At 60.7% G+C, this 16,266-nt stretch carries 12 protein-coding genes; 7 read left to right on the forward strand and 5 right to left on the reverse strand.

Annotated features, from left to right (window positions below; genetic code table 11):
• Positions 1 to 111 precede the first annotated feature (111 nt).
• Both CHH27_RS13660 and CHH27_RS13665 read left to right on the forward strand, forming a co-directional pair.
• Positions 112 to 783 (forward strand): response regulator transcription factor, encoded by a 672-nt coding sequence (locus tag CHH27_RS13660; protein ID WP_094072084.1) that lies wholly within the window; start codon positions 112 to 114, stop codon positions 781 to 783.
• On the forward strand, positions 780 to 2,156 hold the full coding sequence (locus tag CHH27_RS13665; protein ID WP_094072085.1) for a sensor histidine kinase: 1,377 nt from the start codon (positions 780 to 782) through the stop codon (positions 2,154 to 2,156). The genes CHH27_RS13660 and CHH27_RS13665 overlap by 4 nt, the downstream gene beginning before the upstream one ends.
• 17 nt (positions 2,157 to 2,173) lie before the next feature.
• On the opposite strand, the gene tcuB is transcribed toward CHH27_RS13665, so the two are convergent.
• A complete protein-coding gene (gene tcuB, locus CHH27_RS13670; RefSeq protein ID WP_094072086.1) occupies positions 2,174 to 3,238 on the reverse strand; it encodes a tricarballylate utilization 4Fe-4S protein TcuB in 1,065 nt (354 codons plus the stop codon).
• Positions 3,228 to 4,613 (reverse strand): FAD-dependent tricarballylate dehydrogenase TcuA, encoded by a 1,386-nt coding sequence (gene tcuA / locus CHH27_RS13675; RefSeq protein WP_094072087.1) that lies wholly within the window; start codon positions 4,611 to 4,613, stop codon positions 3,228 to 3,230. Before tcuA ends, tcuB begins: the two co-directional genes overlap by 11 nt.
• A gap of 80 nt (positions 4,614 to 4,693) precedes the next feature.
• Here tcuA and CHH27_RS13680 point away from each other — a divergent pair, with 80 nt between their 5' ends.
• The 4 genes from CHH27_RS13680 (at position 4,694) to CHH27_RS13695 (ending at position 10,177) form a co-directional block, all read left to right on the forward strand.
• The gene (locus CHH27_RS13680; protein ID WP_094072088.1) at positions 4,694 to 5,617 is read left to right on the forward strand and encodes a LysR family transcriptional regulator; all 924 of its coding nucleotides are present in this window, start codon (positions 4,694 to 4,696) and stop codon (positions 5,615 to 5,617) included.
• A gap of 120 nt (positions 5,618 to 5,737) precedes the next feature.
• Positions 5,738 to 8,776 carry a PAS-domain containing protein gene (locus CHH27_RS13685; protein WP_157738926.1) on the forward strand — a complete coding sequence of 1,013 codons (3,039 nt, stop codon included), beginning with the start codon at positions 5,738 to 5,740 and terminating at the stop codon, positions 8,774 to 8,776.
• Positions 8,773 to 9,489, forward strand: a complete 717-nt coding sequence (locus CHH27_RS13690; RefSeq protein WP_094072089.1) for a response regulator — start codon at positions 8,773 to 8,775, stop codon at positions 9,487 to 9,489. Before CHH27_RS13685 ends, CHH27_RS13690 begins: the two co-directional genes overlap by 4 nt.
• A 115-nt stretch (positions 9,490 to 9,604) precedes the next feature.
• A complete protein-coding gene (locus CHH27_RS13695; protein ID WP_256386435.1) occupies positions 9,605 to 10,177 on the forward strand; it encodes a DUF5946 family protein in 573 nt (190 codons plus the stop codon).
• Between the two features lie 80 nt (positions 10,178 to 10,257).
• Here the strand turns inward: CHH27_RS13695 and CHH27_RS13700 are convergent, their stop codons facing one another.
• Positions 10,258 to 11,157 (reverse strand): LysR family transcriptional regulator, encoded by a 900-nt coding sequence (locus CHH27_RS13700; RefSeq protein ID WP_094072091.1) that lies wholly within the window; start codon positions 11,155 to 11,157, stop codon positions 10,258 to 10,260.
• Between the two features lie 98 nt (positions 11,158 to 11,255).
• Here CHH27_RS13700 and CHH27_RS13705 point away from each other — a divergent pair, with 98 nt between their 5' ends.
• On the forward strand, positions 11,256 to 12,365 hold the full coding sequence (locus CHH27_RS13705) for an NADH:flavin oxidoreductase (RefSeq protein ID WP_094072092.1): 1,110 nt from the start codon (positions 11,256 to 11,258) through the stop codon (positions 12,363 to 12,365).
• A 134-nt stretch (positions 12,366 to 12,499) separates the two neighbouring features.
• On the opposite strand, the gene CHH27_RS13710 is transcribed toward CHH27_RS13705, so the two are convergent.
• Positions 12,500 to 15,424 carry an EAL domain-containing protein gene (locus CHH27_RS13710; RefSeq protein WP_094074733.1) on the reverse strand — a complete coding sequence of 975 codons (2,925 nt, stop codon included), beginning with the start codon at positions 15,422 to 15,424 and terminating at the stop codon, positions 12,500 to 12,502.
• Between the two features lie 272 nt (positions 15,425 to 15,696).
• Positions 15,697 to 16,113 (reverse strand): hypothetical protein, encoded by a 417-nt coding sequence (locus CHH27_RS13715; protein WP_094072093.1) that lies wholly within the window; start codon positions 16,111 to 16,113, stop codon positions 15,697 to 15,699.
• Positions 16,114 to 16,266 lie beyond the last annotated feature (153 nt).

Here is a 16,266-nt window from a genome sequence, read left to right on the forward strand (position 1 = left end):
CGCAGTCAATTTCGTTTGACTGCCGCACAGTCAGACCGCGGAAAAGCGGCTTGATGCATTCAGATTTCCCTGCGAAGCTTGCAATAAGCTTTCATCGAAAAGAAAAAGAATATGCGGATCGCGCTCGTCGAAGATAATGTCAGTCTGGCCAAGGGCATAGCTTACCAGCTAAGGGATGCCGGTCACTCGGTTGATGTTCTACACACTGGCGACGAGGCGGATCTCTTCCTGAAACAGGAACCCGGCGACCTCGTTATTCTCGATATCAACCTTCCCGGAAAGAGCGGGCTTGATCTCCTGAGCGATCTGAGAGAGCGCGATGACCCCCGTCCGGTGATCCTCCTGACCGCGCGATCCGAAACGCAGGACCGGGTGAAGGGGCTCGACGCAGGCGCCGATGACTATCTCGTAAAACCCTTCGAGATGGATGAACTGGCCGCGCGCATTCGCGCGCTCGGGCGGCGCAAGGCGACTGCACCAAAACAGTTTGTGGATCTCGGCCCCCTGAAATTCGACCCCGGCACCATGCAGCTGTTCGAAGACGGGACCGCCCTGGAAATTCCGCGCCGCGAACTCGCTCTGCTCGCGGCTCTCCTCCAGGCCAATGGCCGGACGGTGTCGAAGGCCAGCCTGCTCGACCAGCTTTACGGTGCCGGCAGCGAGACCGACGAGAAAGTCATCGAAGTCTATGTGTCACGGCTGCGCAAGCGCCTCGGCCCCTACGACATTCACATTCAGGTGCATCGCGGCATCGGCTATTCGCTGCAAGGGTCTACCACATGAAGAGATCCTATTCTCTTCGCCTGCGCCTGACCGTCATCATCCTTTTACCGCTGCTGTTCGTTGCCGGCATCGCGGGCCTGTGGCAGCTCAACAATGCCAGAGTGACAGCCAGCGACGTCTTCGACCGCAGCCTGCAATCCGCCGCCCTGGCCGTCGCCAATGACGTCGCTCTGTCGGGCGGCGATGCGCTGGTCCCCGCGACACGGCAGATCCTCGCCGACACGTCCGGCGGCCGGGTTTACTACCATGTCTATGCACCGGACGGCGTCATCGTGGCCGGTTATGCAACCCCGCCGGCCGGCATTCCAAGAACGGCGGGTGACGATCTCAGCCCGGTCTATTTCAACGGCGAATATCTGGGCCGCGAGGTACGCGGCTACCGGATGCGCACACGCATGCAGGTCGACGGTTTCAGCGGTGTGTTCACAACGACCGTCTGGCAGGACGTCCAGATCCGATCCGCCTTCGTTCAGGACCTGATGCTGCGGTCCTTTGTGGCCATTTCGTCGATCATTCTCTCGCTCGCCCTGATCGTCTGGTTCGGGATCCGTATCGGCCTGTGGCCGCTGAGTGACCTGCAGCAGGCCATCGACCTGCGCTCCGGCGACGTTCTGAAGCCGATCCGCCGCCCCGTCCCTGTGGAGGTGGAAGGCATCGTGCGTACGCTTAACCGGTTGCTCGGGCAGGTTTCGGATGCCATGGAAACGCAGGGCGAATTCATTTCCAATGCTGCGCATCAGCTCCGCAACCCGCTTGCCGGCGTGTTGGCCCTGGCCGAATCCGTCCGCTCAGCCAAGACGGAAACAGCCATGCGTCAGCGTGCCGACGATCTCGTAAAGGCCGCGAAGGAAACCAGCCAACTGGCCCAGAAGCTTCTGTCCTATGAGCGCGCAAAATCCATCAATCCGGCGTCTGCCAAGGAAACCTTCGCCCTGAACGATCTGCTCGCCGATCTTGCCGCCGAATGTCAACGCAAGGCACGGCGCGGCATCAGCATCAACTTTCTGCCCGCACGGGCAGATATTGAGCTTTCCGCCGACCGGACGATGGTGCGCGAAGCGGTTTCAAACCTGATCGACAATGCGCTTCGCCATGGCGGTGACACGCTAGGCACAATCAGGGTCGAAAGTGGCGTTGCGCAGGATCAGGCCACGATCACCGTCACCGATGACGGGCTGGGTCTGACCGAAGACGAAATCCAGACAGCCCTGCAACGTTTCGGCCAGGTCGGGGAAAACAACGACGGCAGCGGCCTCGGCCTGCCGATCGTCGAACGCGTCGCCACACGTCATGGCGGCGGTCTGTCACTGACGCCGGCGTCGCCCGGCCTTCAGGTTCAGCTGACGCTGCCCCTCGTTCATCTGCCGGTCTGAACGACCGCCTTTCCCCCTCAAACGCCTTTTCTTTGCGCATCCCGCACAAGGGCAGCAAGACGATAGAACCCGTGCGCCATCTTGGAATAGGGTGTCAGCAGGAAGAAGCTGAGCACCGACCCGAGATGGATGGCTAGCATCGCCGGCATGGCGGCCGTCGATCCGAGGGCATAAAGCAACAGGCCACTGAGCGCGACCAGGAACAGAAGCAGGACGAAGCCCATCTCGCCGCCCCAGGCAGACACCGCGCCCAGATTTTTATCCGCCTTCAGTTTCAGCGCGGCCAGCCAGACGGTGCCCAGTACCATCAGAACACCGCCGGGAAGACCCAGCAATTTTGGCAGCGAGAACAGGCCGTAAGGTGCCGGCAAGTCGAAAACATAGTGCATCACCGTGCCGGCGGAGGTCGACGCGAAGCAGAGCAGGAAGCCATACATCACAGCCTGGTGGGCCAGCCGGCGTGCCTGGCTGAACCGGTCCTCGTCCTCGAAATTGCAGCCATCGCCATGACCTCCGGCAAGGTTCCGCATCTTCGCGGCCGATCCGAACGCATCGACGATTTGCGCCCAGGTGATCTTGCTGCCCCCCGTTGCCTTCCAGTAGCGCGTCAGGCTGACGCCAAGACTGACCACCGGGAACAGGAAGGCCGGCAGAAAAATCGCCACCATGGCGGAATGCGAGAGAACTGCATAAAAGCCATCCCCTCCCGCCGAACCAAGCGTGCGAAACGCCAGAAACAGGAGCGCAAATCCGACAATCGTTGCCAGGGCAATCATCACTCCGTTTCTCTGAAACAGGGTCGCAATGCCCCCCGGCCAGGCAAAGCTCTCCCAGCTGTCCTGCCGCACCTCGGCAAGGGCCTTAGGCAGGTTGAGGTCAAATTCATGCGGTGCCGAGTATTGGCACGCGTAGTAACACCCCCGGCAGTTGTGGCAGAGATTGGCCAGCTGCGTGAGGTTGGCGTCGGTGAAAAACCGTTCCTCGTGCAGCGCCGGAAAGACGGAGCAATAGCCTTCGCAATAGCGGCAGGCATTGCAGATTTCAGCCTGGCGGCGCGCTTCCTGTAGCAGTTCAGCTTGCATAATGTGCCGCCTCCCTGCCGGCAATCCGTCCGAAGACCGTTCCGATTGTCATGCCGAAACCGGCAAGATAGCCCTGCCCGAGGATCGAACCGGCCATGGTTTCTCCGGCAGCCCAGAGATTGCGGATCAGGCCGGTCTCGGTGCTGCACTGCGCGTTTTTATCGACCTTCAGGCCGAGATAGGTGAAGGTCACACCGGTCTTCAGGCTGTAGCCGTAATAGGGCGGCTCGGTGAGCGGCCTGGCCCAGTTGGTCTTGGGCGGTGTCAGCCCCGTTGTCGCCACCCCGTCCAGTTCGGTCGGGTGGAAACTGGACGTATCACCGCAGGCGGCATTGAACTCTTCGACGGTCTTGCGCAGACCTTCGGCGGGAAGTCCCATCTGGTCCGCCAGCTCTTCCAGCGTCTCCGCCTTGATCGGTGGAAACACGGAGGGCATGAACAGGTTCAGAGACTTGGCGTCGATGATGACATAGCCGACCTGGTCGGGCTGACTTGCCACCAGCCGCCCCCAGATCGCATAACGCTTCGGCCAGACATCCTCGCCTTCATCGTAAAAGCGCTCGGCATTCTTGTTGACGACGATGGAAAAGGGCACGCAGTCGAGACGCGTGACGATGCCACCGTCGAATTTCGGTGCCCGTCCGTCGATCGCAACGGCGTGGCACTGTGTCGGATCACCGACCGATTGAACGCCCTGGTCCAACAGGTCCGCCAGAACGACGCCGCGATTATAGGGTGTGCCACGGATCAGAAAGTTCTGGGCCGGCGGGCCCCAGGCCCGGGTCAGCCAGTCGGTGTCCGCCTGAAAGCCTCCGGAAGCGACCACCACGGCCTTGGGCTCAAGACGCTTTTTCTGCCCTTCATGCTCATAGTCGATATGGACAACCCGGTCGCCGTCCAGTTCCAGATGCGTGACATGCGCCTCGTAGACGACCTCGACGCCCAAGCCTTCGGCGGTTCGGTAGTAGGCGTTGACCAGCGACTTGCCTCCCCCCATGAAAAACGCGTTGGTACGGGCCAATGAGAGCGTGCCGGACAGGGAAGGCTGAAAGCGCACCCCGTGGTCCTGCATCCAGGGCAGGCATTCCTCGGATGTGCGTATGGCAAGCCGCGCAAGCTGTTCGTCGGTCTTGCCGCCGGTGACTTTCAGAAGATCTTCGAAGTATTCCTCTTCCGAATAATCCTCCACCAGTGGCCCTAACGGGCCGCCATGCATGCAGCGAAAATTGCGGGTGTGGCGGGAATTGCCACCCCGATAGGCCTTGGGCGCCGTTTCCAGGATGATGACGCTGGCGCCTTTTTCCGCGGCCGTGATGGCGGCGCAAAGCGCTGCATTGCCACCGCCGATGACGGCAATGTCAGGTGATGTGGTCATGGTGAGTGTCCTCTCAAGAGAGGATCTACACCCGGCCGGATTGATTTGACCAATGCTACGTTTTTGGCAATTAATGCTTGATGCGCATTAATTTCGATTTTCTGGACCTTGAGGTCTTCCTGGCCGTGATGGACACCGCGTCGTTTCATGCCGCTGCGGGCCGTCTCAACATGTCCCAGCCGGCCGTCACCCGCAGGATCCAGAAGCTGGAAGACACACTAGGGTCCGACCTGTTCGAACGCTCGACCAGAAGCGTTAAACCGACCCTCGCCGCCAAAAGGCTGCAGGCCCGCGCCGAAGCCATGCTCGACAGCGCGGAAGAAACCACACTGGCCATGCGCGATGAAAGCGTTGCCTTTGCCTATCAGCAGAGCGCCGTCGTCACGCTTGCCATGATCCCCAGCGCCGTGACGCCCCTGCTGATCCCGGCACTCCATACCCTTCGATCAAGGGGCGAGCTCGTGCGCCTGCGCCTTTTGGACCGCGCCGCCAACGAAGTGGCCGAGGCGGTCTCGCAGGGAGACGCCGACTTTGGTGTCTGTTCACTCGGGTCACTCGAACCCAATACCGATTTCGCGCCCCTCTTTGATGACGAAATCGCACTCGCGGTCTCAGGAGATCATTCACTTGCCGACCGCAAAACAGTGCACTGGTCCGACCTTCTGAACGAACCCTTGATCCTGCCGGCCCGCGGCACCGGCAATCGCCTGTTGATCGATGACGCCATGGCCCGCAGCCGCCTTTCCGCGCAGTGGACCTTTGAAGTCGGGCGGACGACAACGGCGATGGAACTGGTCGGGGCATCCGCCGGCGTGGCTTTGCTGCCGCGCTCTGCACAGCATTCCGAGCTTGGAAAACAACTCGTCTTCAAGACATTGAAAGACCCGGAAGTGACCCGGCCGATTGGCTTGCTTGCCAGACAGGGCGCAGCCGACAGCGCCGCTGCCAGCATCTTGAAAGCCGAACTCCGCAACCGCGCCCTGCTCCTGAGCGGGGCAGAGTAAAGGCCCCGGTCGCCCCCTTTGATACAATTGATACAAACGATAAGGTCAAACTGAAATACTGGACAGCTACCGAAGTGGTTCGGGGTGTCTTCACACCCCGGGAGGCAGGAAGAGTGGGACATGTTTCAGCAGGGCGACAGCGATACAGCTCTTGCCGGCGGCGACCGGATCCAGCAGCACTTGCTGGAAGAAGCGGTCGAGGCGCTGGAAGAAGGATTTGTCCTTTATGACCGGGACAAGCGGCTGGTCTTCGCCAACAGCTGCTATGCGGACATGCTCGGACCGCACAGGGATCTGCTGGTTCCAGGAACGCCGATGCAGGAAATCATCGGCACCGCCATCGGCAGCGGTCATATTCAAATCGTGCGCGGTCCGGACGGTGGCTTGCCCGGCATCTTCCAGGCCCTTGCCTCAGCCGGCAAACTGAAGATCGAAATCGGCGTCGCCGATGGCAGCCAGCGGGAAATCACGCTTGCGCTGCTGAAGGACGGCGGCATTGTCGCAACGGTTCGCGACATCACCGAACAGCGCACCGCCGAGGCCCGCGCCCGCGATCTGCTTCATGGCGCCATTGAAGCCGTCGATTTCGGCATTGCGCTGGTTGACGATGATGACCGGCTGGTGCTGGCCAACACGAAGTTCCGCGAGATCGGCGATCCCAACAACGATCTTCTGGTCCCCGGTCGCACCATGCGGGAGATCCATGCCGATGCTATTGCCACAGGACAATTTCCGCTCCCACCCTGGACCCCCAGCAACGAGATCCTGGATGAACTCGACCGGATGATCCGCCAGGCGGCCAAGGGATTTTCCGTGCCAAACAATCAGGGCCGGGAAATCGTCGGCAATGTCTATGAAACCGCGCTGCAGGGCCGGCTGCTGACCATCGAGGATGTCACCGATCAATTGCGCGCCGAGCGTCTGTTCACGGATGCGGTCGCCCGGTTGCCGGTCGGCGTCGCCATTGAGGCCGCCGACGGTCAGTTCACCCATTGCAACGATGCCTTTGCCGCTCCCTTTGGCCTGACCGCGGATGAAATCCTGAAACTCACGGACCAGGAACGGATTGATCTGCTGGCTCCCAAGATCGCCGAGGTCGCCGGTCGCGATGCCGGAGACCGGGCCGCGGCGATGTTTGCCGAGGCCGTCAAACAACAGCGCGACACGCTGGCGCCAATGGAAGTGCGGTTCCGGGACGGCCGGCATTATGTCGTTGAACGCGCCATTACCCAGGACAATGGCCGGGTCGTCGTTGTAACGGACATCACCGCTCTGAAGGAAGCCGAGACCCGCAGCCTCCAGACGCTGAACGATGCCATCCAGTCGCTCGATGAAGGCCTCGTGCTGTTCGACCGCGACCTCAATTTCGTCCTCGGCAACCGCCTCTGGCACGAGATGTATTTCAGCGAACTCCCAGCCCCTCAACCCGGCGAAAACCTCGTACCGATGATGGACCGGCTCATCGATGCCGGTGTACTCCGCCTTCCCGAAGGCGTTGAAAAACACGCCTATATGGACGATCTCGGCCGCAAGGTGCGGATCTATCACAAGAAGGAAACCATCCACCTGGAAGGCGGCCGCATTCTGCTCGCCTCCGCCCACAAGACCGAACTGGATGGCTATCTGGTGTCCTTCACCGACATCACCGAGCAGCGGCGGGCGGAGGAAGAACAGCGCGAGGCGGATCTGCTTCTGCGCAAGATCGTCGAGGCCTGTCCGGCCAACTTCCTGGTCTCGCGCATCGAGGACGGCAAGATCATCTATTGCCCGCCCGCTTCCCGGGAACGCTTCGGCGAGATCGACTCGACCCTCAGTTTCTTCCTCACGCCGGAAGACCGGGTCCGCTATTTGGACGCCCTGCTGCCGACCGGCACGCTTGATGACTACCGGGTTCAGTTCCGCCGGGCCGATGGCTCGATCATGCAGGGCATCACCGCGGCACGCGTCACCGACTACAAGGGCGAGAATGTCATCGTCTCCTCGACGCGCGACATTTCCGACCTTCTCGCAATGCAGGAGGAACTGCAGAAACAGCGTGACATTGCCCATCAGAGCGAAAAATTGTCGGCCCTGGGCGAACTTCTGGCAGGCGTCGCCCACGAGCTCAACAACCCGCTTTCGATCGTCACCGGTTATGCCCAGATGCTGAAAGGCAAGTTCGATGATCCGGTGCTCGCCAAGCGTGTCGACCGGATCGCCGAGGCGGCGGACCGGAGCGCGAAGATCGTCAAGACCTTCCTGGCCATGGCCCGTCAACGTCCCGCCAGCATCGAGCCGTGTTCGCTGAACGAGATCGCCTCTGTTGCGCTTGATGTTGCGGGCTACGGTTTGCGGTCCAACGGCGCGACGGTCACAACGGAATTTGATGACGACCTGCCACAGGTCTCCGGCGACGCCGACCAGCTTGTCCAGGTGTTCACCAACCTGATCGTCAATGCCGAACACGCGCTCGCCCCGCTTGGCGAGAAGGCGCACCTGACGCTTCTGTCGTCCTACGATGTCGACCGCGATCAGGCCGTTCTGGAAATCAGGGACAACGGTCCGGGCATTCCGGAGGAAATCCGGGCCCGCATTTTCGAACCGTTTTTCACGACCAAGGATGTCGGTGAAGGCACCGGTGTCGGACTGGCGTTCAGCCACCGGATCATCGACACCCATGGCGGCGTTCTGGAGGTCACCTCGACACCCGGGCAAGGCACGAGTTTCTTCGTCCGGCTCAAGGCCCTGAAGCCGGAGGCCGGAGACCATATTGAGGCCGAAGCGCCTGCAGCCGCCCCGGTGCAGCGGCGTGTTCTCGTGGTTGACGACGAACCAGGCGTCGGCGAACTGATCTCCGATCTCCTGACTGATCTCGGCTGCCAGACGATACAGGCCACAAGTGCACGTGAAGCTCTTGCGCTCCTGTCGCATACACCGGTCGACCTGATTGTCAGTGACTTCAAGATGCCGGGCATGGATGGCGAGGGTTTCTACAGAACCCTTCAGGAGCGCTTGCCCAGCTATGCGCCGCGGATCGGGTTTGTCACCGGCGATTCCATGGGATCCGCCGTCCAGCGCTTCCTGGCCGACAGCCGGCGCCCCCATGTCGAAAAACCGATTTCAAAGGAAGACCTTGCCTGTCTTCTGAACCAGCTAGGTGGTGGAGAGACCTCGCAATGACCAGCACCCCGTCCCCGAAACAGATCCTTGTCTGCGATGACGAACCGCACCTGCGCGAAATGGTCGCCGAATATCTGAGCGAACGCGGCTATGATGTTGCCGAGGCCCCGAATGCCGCCGAGATGAAGCAGCTGCTGGAAAGGCTTCAACCGGCCCTGATCATTCTCGACGTCAACATGCCCGGCACCGACGGCCTGACGGCACTGCGCGACTTGCGGGCAACGTCCACAATTCCGGTCATCATGCTGACAGCGGCGAGCGAAGTCATCGACCGCATTGTCGGCCTGGAAATGGGCGCCGACGACTATGTCGGAAAACCGGTGGATCTGCGCGAACTGGAAGCCCGCATCAAGGCGGCCCTGCGCCGACAGACCTTTGCCGATGCCGACCAGGTGGAAAAAACCCGTCAGTCGGGCACGGTGACTTTCGGCCCCTGCCGGCTCGACCTTGACGGCGCCAAGCTGTTCGGCCCCGGCGGCGACGAAATCGCTATCACGGCGATGGAGTTCAGCCTGCTGCGCGTCTTTGCGGAAAACCGCGGCCGCGTCCTCAACCGCGACCAGCTTCTGGAACAGGCCCACGACAAGGGCTGGGAACCCTTCGACCGCTCCATCGACCTCCGCATCTCCCGCCTCCGCCGCAAGATCGAAACCAACCCGACCAAACCGGAAACCATCCGGACCGTGCGCGGGATCGGGTATGTCTTCGATTGAGGGGGAGGCACAAGAACGATAGGGCTGCTTTTCAGGCCCTTTTACGCAGCCCCGGTGACGACACATTGGGCTGGTAGGCTACCAAGACGCCTTCCTTTCAAGCGGTTGATACTTCATGGAACCTTGTTATGGCTGCGGTGGACATTTCCCCGACATGGACGGGCCAACACACCGTTACATGCAGTCGTCATCCGGCTGTTTCGCAGCCTTCAACACGTTGCTTGCCGCGGAATATTCCTCAGTCGATCTCGGGCGCATAAACCGTCTCACGGTCGACACCTGGGCCGTCCAGCATCCCGGCGACCCGGGAGACCGCCGGGCGGTGCAATCCGTGGGTCTACATCTTGCCCGGCTGATGCTTCAGCTGGCCTGCCCGCGCCCACCGGCGGAAACCAACCAGGTCATGCTGCATTTTTCCCGCCACAAGCATACGCTCCGCGCTTTGGTCCCGCCTTCAGATTTCAGCAAGACTGTCGCCGACGTTGCGCCGTTTGCCGGCACGCCCCAGCACGTTTCAAAGGTGCATGAATGGGCCGAAGCGACCTGGAAGGACTGGTCACACGAACACGCCTATATCGATGACTGGATTGCTCGACACTCCGATCACGCCGTTCAGCCAGACCAGACCGCCTCAAAAAGATCTGGTCACACTGGACGGGTCAAGACGCTCATCGGCGACCCGAAATGAGGTCCACCTGATCGCCTGTTTCGCTGTCTTTGCGGGAAACATTGTTCTCAAGCCGCTGACGACTTCAGCCAGATCGACAGTCAGTCTGAAACACCCTCACCCGACAGAAAATCCCAGACGATCCGGGTTCTGGCCGGCAGGTGTTTGACCGGTGCCCGTAACAGGTACATCTGAAACGGGGAGCAATCGACGAAAGCGGGGATGTGAACCAGATCGCCGGTTCTCAATTCCTCTTCGACAATCACCTTCGGCAGGAAGGCGAGACCGGTCCCGGCAAGCGCGGCGGTTTTCAGAAGGAAGCTGTTGTTTGCGCGAACGACGGCCACAGGGTCGATCCAGGCCTCGGTTTTGCCGTCCGACAGATGCCATTGGGGCGAAGCCTGCAGGCCGCTGAAAACCAGGGCCCTGTGGCGCCTGATATCGTCCAGTGAGGACAGCGCGCCCTGAGCGGCGAGATAGTCTGGCGAGGCACACAGCACCCTTGGCACCTCCCCGATCTTGCGCACGACCGCACTGCTGTCATGAAGCGTGTGTGCAATCCGCACGACGATATCCGCTTCGTCGTTGAAGACGTCGACGAAACTGTCGGTGGCGGTCACTTCCATTGTCAGGTTCGGATAGCGTTTCTGAAAATCGGCCAGGCGACTGCCGAGCTGCCCCAAGGCATAGACGGTCGGCACGTTCAGGCGCACGGTTCCGGTGATCTCGGCGGCATTGCGCTGCAGGCTGTCCCGCAAGGATTGCAGCTCATCCGCCACCCGGCCGGCGACGCGGTAGGTCTCGTCCCCGGCATCGGTCAGCCGCAACTGGCGCGTCGAGCGGATCAGGAGGGACGCATTCATGTGTTCTTCCAGCCGGGTCACCTGCCTGGCCACCCAGGCGGGTGTCATGTTCAACGCGCGCGCAGCACCGGAGAAGCTCTCATGCTCAACAACGGTGCGAAACACACGCAGATATTCTGTCAGATTTTCAGCGCTCATTATGCGATGATTTGTAAAAGAATAGGAGACAAATTGCAAAATTATCAGATCAAGACTCAGTGAATAGATTGGCTCCAGTGTTTCTCATGGAGTCAGTCATGTCATTCTCACCACTGTTCGAACCGTTCCAGCTCGCGTCGATGAAACTGAAAAACCGGACGCTTGTTGCGCCGATGACGCGTGTCAGCGCCACCCGGGACGGCTGTGTCGGCGATCTGATGTTTCCCTATTACAGGGCCTTCGCCGATGGCGGGTTTGGCGCTGTGATTACGGAAGGCGTCTATACCGACAAGGCCTATAGCCAGGGCTACCAATATCAGCCGGGCATCACCGATCCGGAGCAGGCCGCCGGCTGGGTCAGGCTGATCAGGGACATTCAGGCAGCAGGTTCAAAAGTGATCCTGCAGCTCATGCATGCAGGTGCCCTGTCGCAGTACAATCGCTTCAAGTCCGAAACCCGCGCGCCCTCCTCCGTGCCGCCCAGGGGAACCCAGATGGGTTTTTATCGCGGCGAAGGCCCCTACCCGACACCACGGGAACTGTCTCCGGCCGAGATCGACACCGCCGTGAAGGGTTTTGCCGACGCCGCCCGCCGCGCCCAGGATGCCGGTGCTGACGGCGTCGAAATTCACGGCGCGAACGGGTATCTGCTCGACCAGTTCCTCACCGATTACACCAACCGGCGCACGGACGATTTCGGTGGCAACACGCTGAGCCGTGTCCGGATGACCTGCGACGTCATCCGACGTGTGCGAGACGCCACCGGCCCGGACTTTACCGTCGGGGTGCGCATTTCCCAGGCCAAGGTGAACGACTTCGAGCACAAGTGGGCCGGCGCTGAAGACGATGCCAGGGTCATTTTCCCGCAACTTGCCAAGGCCGGCGCCAGCTACATCCACACGACCGAGTTCAACGCCGATCAACCGGCCTTCGAGACCGGCCCCTCCCTTGCCAGGCTGGCCCGCCTCCTGTCAGGGCTGCCGGTGATCGCCAATGGCGGCCTGGGAGATCCGGAGCGCGCCGCGAAGATGCTGACGGATGACAGCGCCGATCTGATCGCGATCGGCAAACCGGCCCTCGCCGCGCCGGACTGGCCCCGGAAAGTTCAGGAGCAGCACGTGCCCGAGGCGTTCAGTTTCGACATGTTTTCTCCGCTGGCAGATCTTAAAAGCGCCAATGACTACTTCGCCAGAGTTCCAGCCGAATAACCCGGCCAGGCGTGATTGAAAGCGTGTGTGGCCCCGGTAGTATCCGGGTCCACCTGCTTCGGCGTCTTTCCCAAGATCTGAAGGCGACTTGATTTCAGAGCATAGACGGACTGTCTCAGAACGTCCTGAAGGCTTCAGAACATCGGCGGCAGTCGTCGGTCAGGCTGGAAGACCTGCTCCGACCGGGCATCATCACTCTTCCGGAGAAAGGCCACGAGATCCGCAAAGGCCATTGGCCGGGCGAAGTGGTACCCCTGCAGGCGGTCGCAGCCGAGCCCGGCCAGGATGTCGGCCTGATCCCGGGTCTCGACACCTTCCGCCGTGACGCCGATTTCCAGTGCGTGGCCAATTTCGATGAGGGACCTCAGCAATCGCAATCCGCCGCTGCCCTTGTCGACCAGTGCCACAAGCCGGCGGTCGATCTTCAATCGATCCGGATTGATCCTTTGCAACGCAACGACCGACGCCCGGCCGCTGCCGAAATCATCGACTTCAATGGAAATGCCGAGTTCGCGCAGCCGGTCGAGCCGGCACAGGGACGCATCGTCCTGTTCTTCCAGAAAGATCGTTTCCAGAAGCTCGAAACTCACCTGGCCCGCATAGGCCTGCACCTGGCGCTGGATCGCATCGAAATCGTGATGGTTGATCCGGCCTTCACTGACATTGAAGGACAGGGACGGCGGCCGCGCATCCGACCCGAAGGCAGTCTGGCAGGCGGCAATCGCCTGTTCGAAGATCAATCTGTCGATGTCCCCGGCAACGTTCAGATCTGTTGCAATGGACAGGAAGGCGCCCGGCGCCAGGATGCCGTATTCCGGATGGCGCCAGCGCGCGAGCGCTTCCAACGCGACCACCTCTCCGGTCGCCGCGTCCATCTGCGGCTGGAAATAGGGTTCGAACTCGACGGCCTCGATGCCGCGCAGCACATCGTCCGCAAGGGCCTTGGTACGCTGCGCGTCTTCCAGATCGGCCCGGTCGAAGATGCCGAGTTGGCCGCGTCCACGCCGCTTGGCCTTGTAGAGCGCCAGGTCCGACGTCGTCAGCAGTTGTTCAACTTCAGCCAAGGGTGTACGCGCCAGACCGACCGTCGCCCCGAAACGGCATTCCTTGCCCTCAAAGAAGAGGGGACGGGAAAGGTCCGACAGAAGGTCCCTTGCAAGTGTTTCCGGCCGGTCGCTGTCACCTGCCACAGACAACAGCACGACAAATTCGTCACCGCCGATCCGGGCGACAACGTCTTCGGGGTCAACATGTGTCCGAATGCGCCTGGAAATCTCCAGGAGCACTTCGTCCCCTGCCGCATGCCCCATCGTGTCGTTGATGTTCTTGAACCGGTCGAGGTCAATGTGAAGCGCGGCAATTTCGCCGCCGCTCTCCCGGCGCTTTTGAACAAGCTGGTCGAATTTCTGGGCCAGATAGCGACGGTTGCCGAGACCGGTCAGGTCATCATGCAGCGCCATATAGGTGATGTCCCGGTTCGCCTTTTCCAGCTGCACGGATTTTTCTTCCAACGCACGCCGCTGGCGCACCACCTCGGTGATGTTCAGCCGCAGGATCACGAATTCGCCGGCCTCGGTGCGCGACCGAACGACCCGGTGATACTGATCGTCGGCGAGTTCCAGATCCTCCACGCCGGGTGCCGTCAGATGCGGCGAGGAGTAATAGCGCTCGGCCCATTCTTCCTCGCAGCCAATTGCTGCCGGGATCCGGCCGGACAAGGCAACGGTGTACAGAATGTCCTTCAGACTGGTGCCCGCCGTCAGTTTGCCGCTCTCGCCCGACATGGCCTCTTCATAGGCCGGATTCCAGACAACCAGTTTCAGATCCGCGTCATAGATTGCGAAGGGATCGGGATAGGCGTGGATGGCCGAGATCAGGCGGTCCTGTGCGGATTCAAACGCCCGGCGCTGGCGGACCAGTTCGGTGGTATCGATCCGCAGGATAACAAGGTCACCATTTTCGACACGGGACCTGAGCAACCGGTGATGCACGTCACCGGGAAGCTCGAGATCCTGCACCGGTTTTTCCATTTCCGCATCCTGGTGCTGATCGGACATCCATTCCTCTTCCCGGCCAACCGCATTGGCGATCTTGCCGGCCCGAATGGCAACTCGCGCAACGTCCGTCCGGTGCATGCCGACTTTCAGGTTCTCGCGATGTTCCGACATGGAGGCCCGGTAGGCATCGTTGCAGACAACAAGGCAATCGTCGCTGTCATAGATGACAAAGGGGGCGGGATAGGCATTCAAAGCGGCGATCAGCCGGGCCTGCGCCGCTTCTGCCTGCCGCTTTTGCCGCACCAGCTCGGTTGAATTCAGCCGAACAATCACATGGTCGCCGAAAGTGGATCTCGACCGCAGCAGGCGGTGGTGCACATCTCCATCCAGTTCCACGTCCTCAAAGGAGCTTTCCAGAAACTCCGGCGTCAGGATCCTCTGGATCCAGGCATCCTCCCGGCCGATAGCGTCCGGATACCGTCCGTCGCGCACGGCCAGACGCAGCACTTCCTCAAGATGCATGCCAGCGACAAGCTCCTCGGGCTTGTCCGACATGGACGCTGCATAGCCGTCATTGCAGAAGATCATCTTCAGGTCGCGGTCATAGACGACGATCGGATCCGGATAGGCATTCAGCGCGGCAACCAGTCGTGCATAGGCCCGTTCCGCATCCGCCACACCGGACCGGGGCCTGTAGGTGGCGCAAAAGTAGCGCTCTCCCTGTTCGTGCTCGTCCTTGTCGGCGTCGACAAGAAAATAGGAAAAGTCGGTATCGACGCTTGTGCCATCGGCACGGACAAGCCGGCACGTCCCGCCCTGTCGCCTGTCCCTCCCCGAGGGAGGCACCCCATCTTCGAAACTGCGCCAGAACCAGTCGTCCCCCGCATGCAGCCGGTTCAAGGTGTCGCCCGAAACGTCTTCCGGTGCATAACCGAAGGCATCGGTGAAGGCAGCATTCACGTAGATCAAGTGTGCAGTCGTTTCGCCAGGCGCAAGACGCGCAATCGCAACGGGATCATTTGTCAGATCCAGAAAACTGCTTTTGAGCGCTTCAATCTGCATGCTTGCCTCGATATCCTCCTTCAGCATTTAGACTGAGAGAGTTAGACAAGCATGAATAAGTAAAAATAAACAGCCACGTAGACTTGAAGAAACGTTACGGCACCGAGATTCCAAAACTCAACTTACGGCTGCACGAACAGTAAAACACCTTGAGTAGAAAGATGCTCTCGAAACAGCAGGGTTGCCCTGCTCAAAATCCAAGAAACCCCGCGTTTCCGGGGAAACACGGGGTTATCTTGAACCGGTGCCAGGGCGTATACCCGCCCCCGCCGTCAGTTACCGAGGCATTTTTCCAGAAGTGCGGCATCCGGATGGGTCGCGTTCGGACCGAACTCGGCATAACAACCGGCAGTCCAGGCCACGGCCTTGTTTTTGCCGCCATAGGAACCGTCAGCGGTCGAGTTGCGCTGGCTGTTGCCTGAGACACGCATCGTCTTGGCCGGCTTGACCGTCGTGCCGCGGGTCTTGACCTTCGAGGCCTTGAACGGCGACGCAGGCTTCACACCGCCATGGTTGGCGCAGGCGACCTCGTTGCTGATCGCATCGTCCGGACCGAAGTTATAGACCGTGCCGTCATTGCAGGTCACGATGCGGTCGGCCGCCTGGGCAGTCGCCGGAAGGGACACGGTGGCGACGCTGCCAAGGGCAAATGCCGCAAGCGTGCTCAAAAGGGTGGCATTCATTTTCATTTGTGATCTCCATCTTTGTTGCGTCAGCTTTCCTGCTGACACTACGAAGATGGGCATCTCACTTATCGAATTGATTTCGCGGACTATTTCAATTGTATCAGTCTCAACTCACTTGCGGATCAAAAACAAAAAACCGCGCTTCAAACCGGATGG

The sequence above is a fragment of the Labrenzia sp. VG12 genome, from assembly GCF_002237595.1.
Lineage (GTDB): Bacteria > Pseudomonadota > Alphaproteobacteria > Rhizobiales > Stappiaceae > Roseibium.

Coding starts and splice junctions, on each gene's coding strand:
- CHH27_RS13665 (WP_094072085.1), top strand. CDS start 780: ATGAAGAGATCCTATTCTCTTCGCCTGCGCCTGACCGTCATCATCCTT.
- CHH27_RS13710 (WP_094074733.1), bottom strand. CDS start 15,424: ATGCAGATTGAAGCGCTCAAAAGCAGTTTTCTGGATCTGACAAATGAT.
- CHH27_RS13690 (WP_094072089.1), top strand. CDS start 8,773: ATGACCAGCACCCCGTCCCCGAAACAGATCCTTGTCTGCGATGACGAA.
- CHH27_RS13685 (WP_157738926.1), top strand. CDS start 5,738: ATGTTTCAGCAGGGCGACAGCGATACAGCTCTTGCCGGCGGCGACCGG.
- CHH27_RS13705 (WP_094072092.1), top strand. CDS start 11,256: ATGTCATTCTCACCACTGTTCGAACCGTTCCAGCTCGCGTCGATGAAA.
- tcuB (WP_094072086.1), bottom strand. CDS start 3,238: ATGCAAGCTGAACTGCTACAGGAAGCGCGCCGCCAGGCTGAAATCTGC.
- CHH27_RS13715 (WP_094072093.1), bottom strand. CDS start 16,113: ATGAAAATGAATGCCACCCTTTTGAGCACGCTTGCGGCATTTGCCCTT.
- CHH27_RS13680 (WP_094072088.1), top strand. CDS start 4,694: ATGCGCATTAATTTCGATTTTCTGGACCTTGAGGTCTTCCTGGCCGTG.
- CHH27_RS13700 (WP_094072091.1), bottom strand. CDS start 11,157: ATGAGCGCTGAAAATCTGACAGAATATCTGCGTGTGTTTCGCACCGTT.
- CHH27_RS13695 (WP_256386435.1), top strand. CDS start 9,605: ATGGAACCTTGTTATGGCTGCGGTGGACATTTCCCCGACATGGACGGG.
- tcuA (WP_094072087.1), bottom strand. CDS start 4,613: ATGACCACATCACCTGACATTGCCGTCATCGGCGGTGGCAATGCAGCG.
- CHH27_RS13660 (WP_094072084.1), top strand. CDS start 112: ATGCGGATCGCGCTCGTCGAAGATAATGTCAGTCTGGCCAAGGGCATA.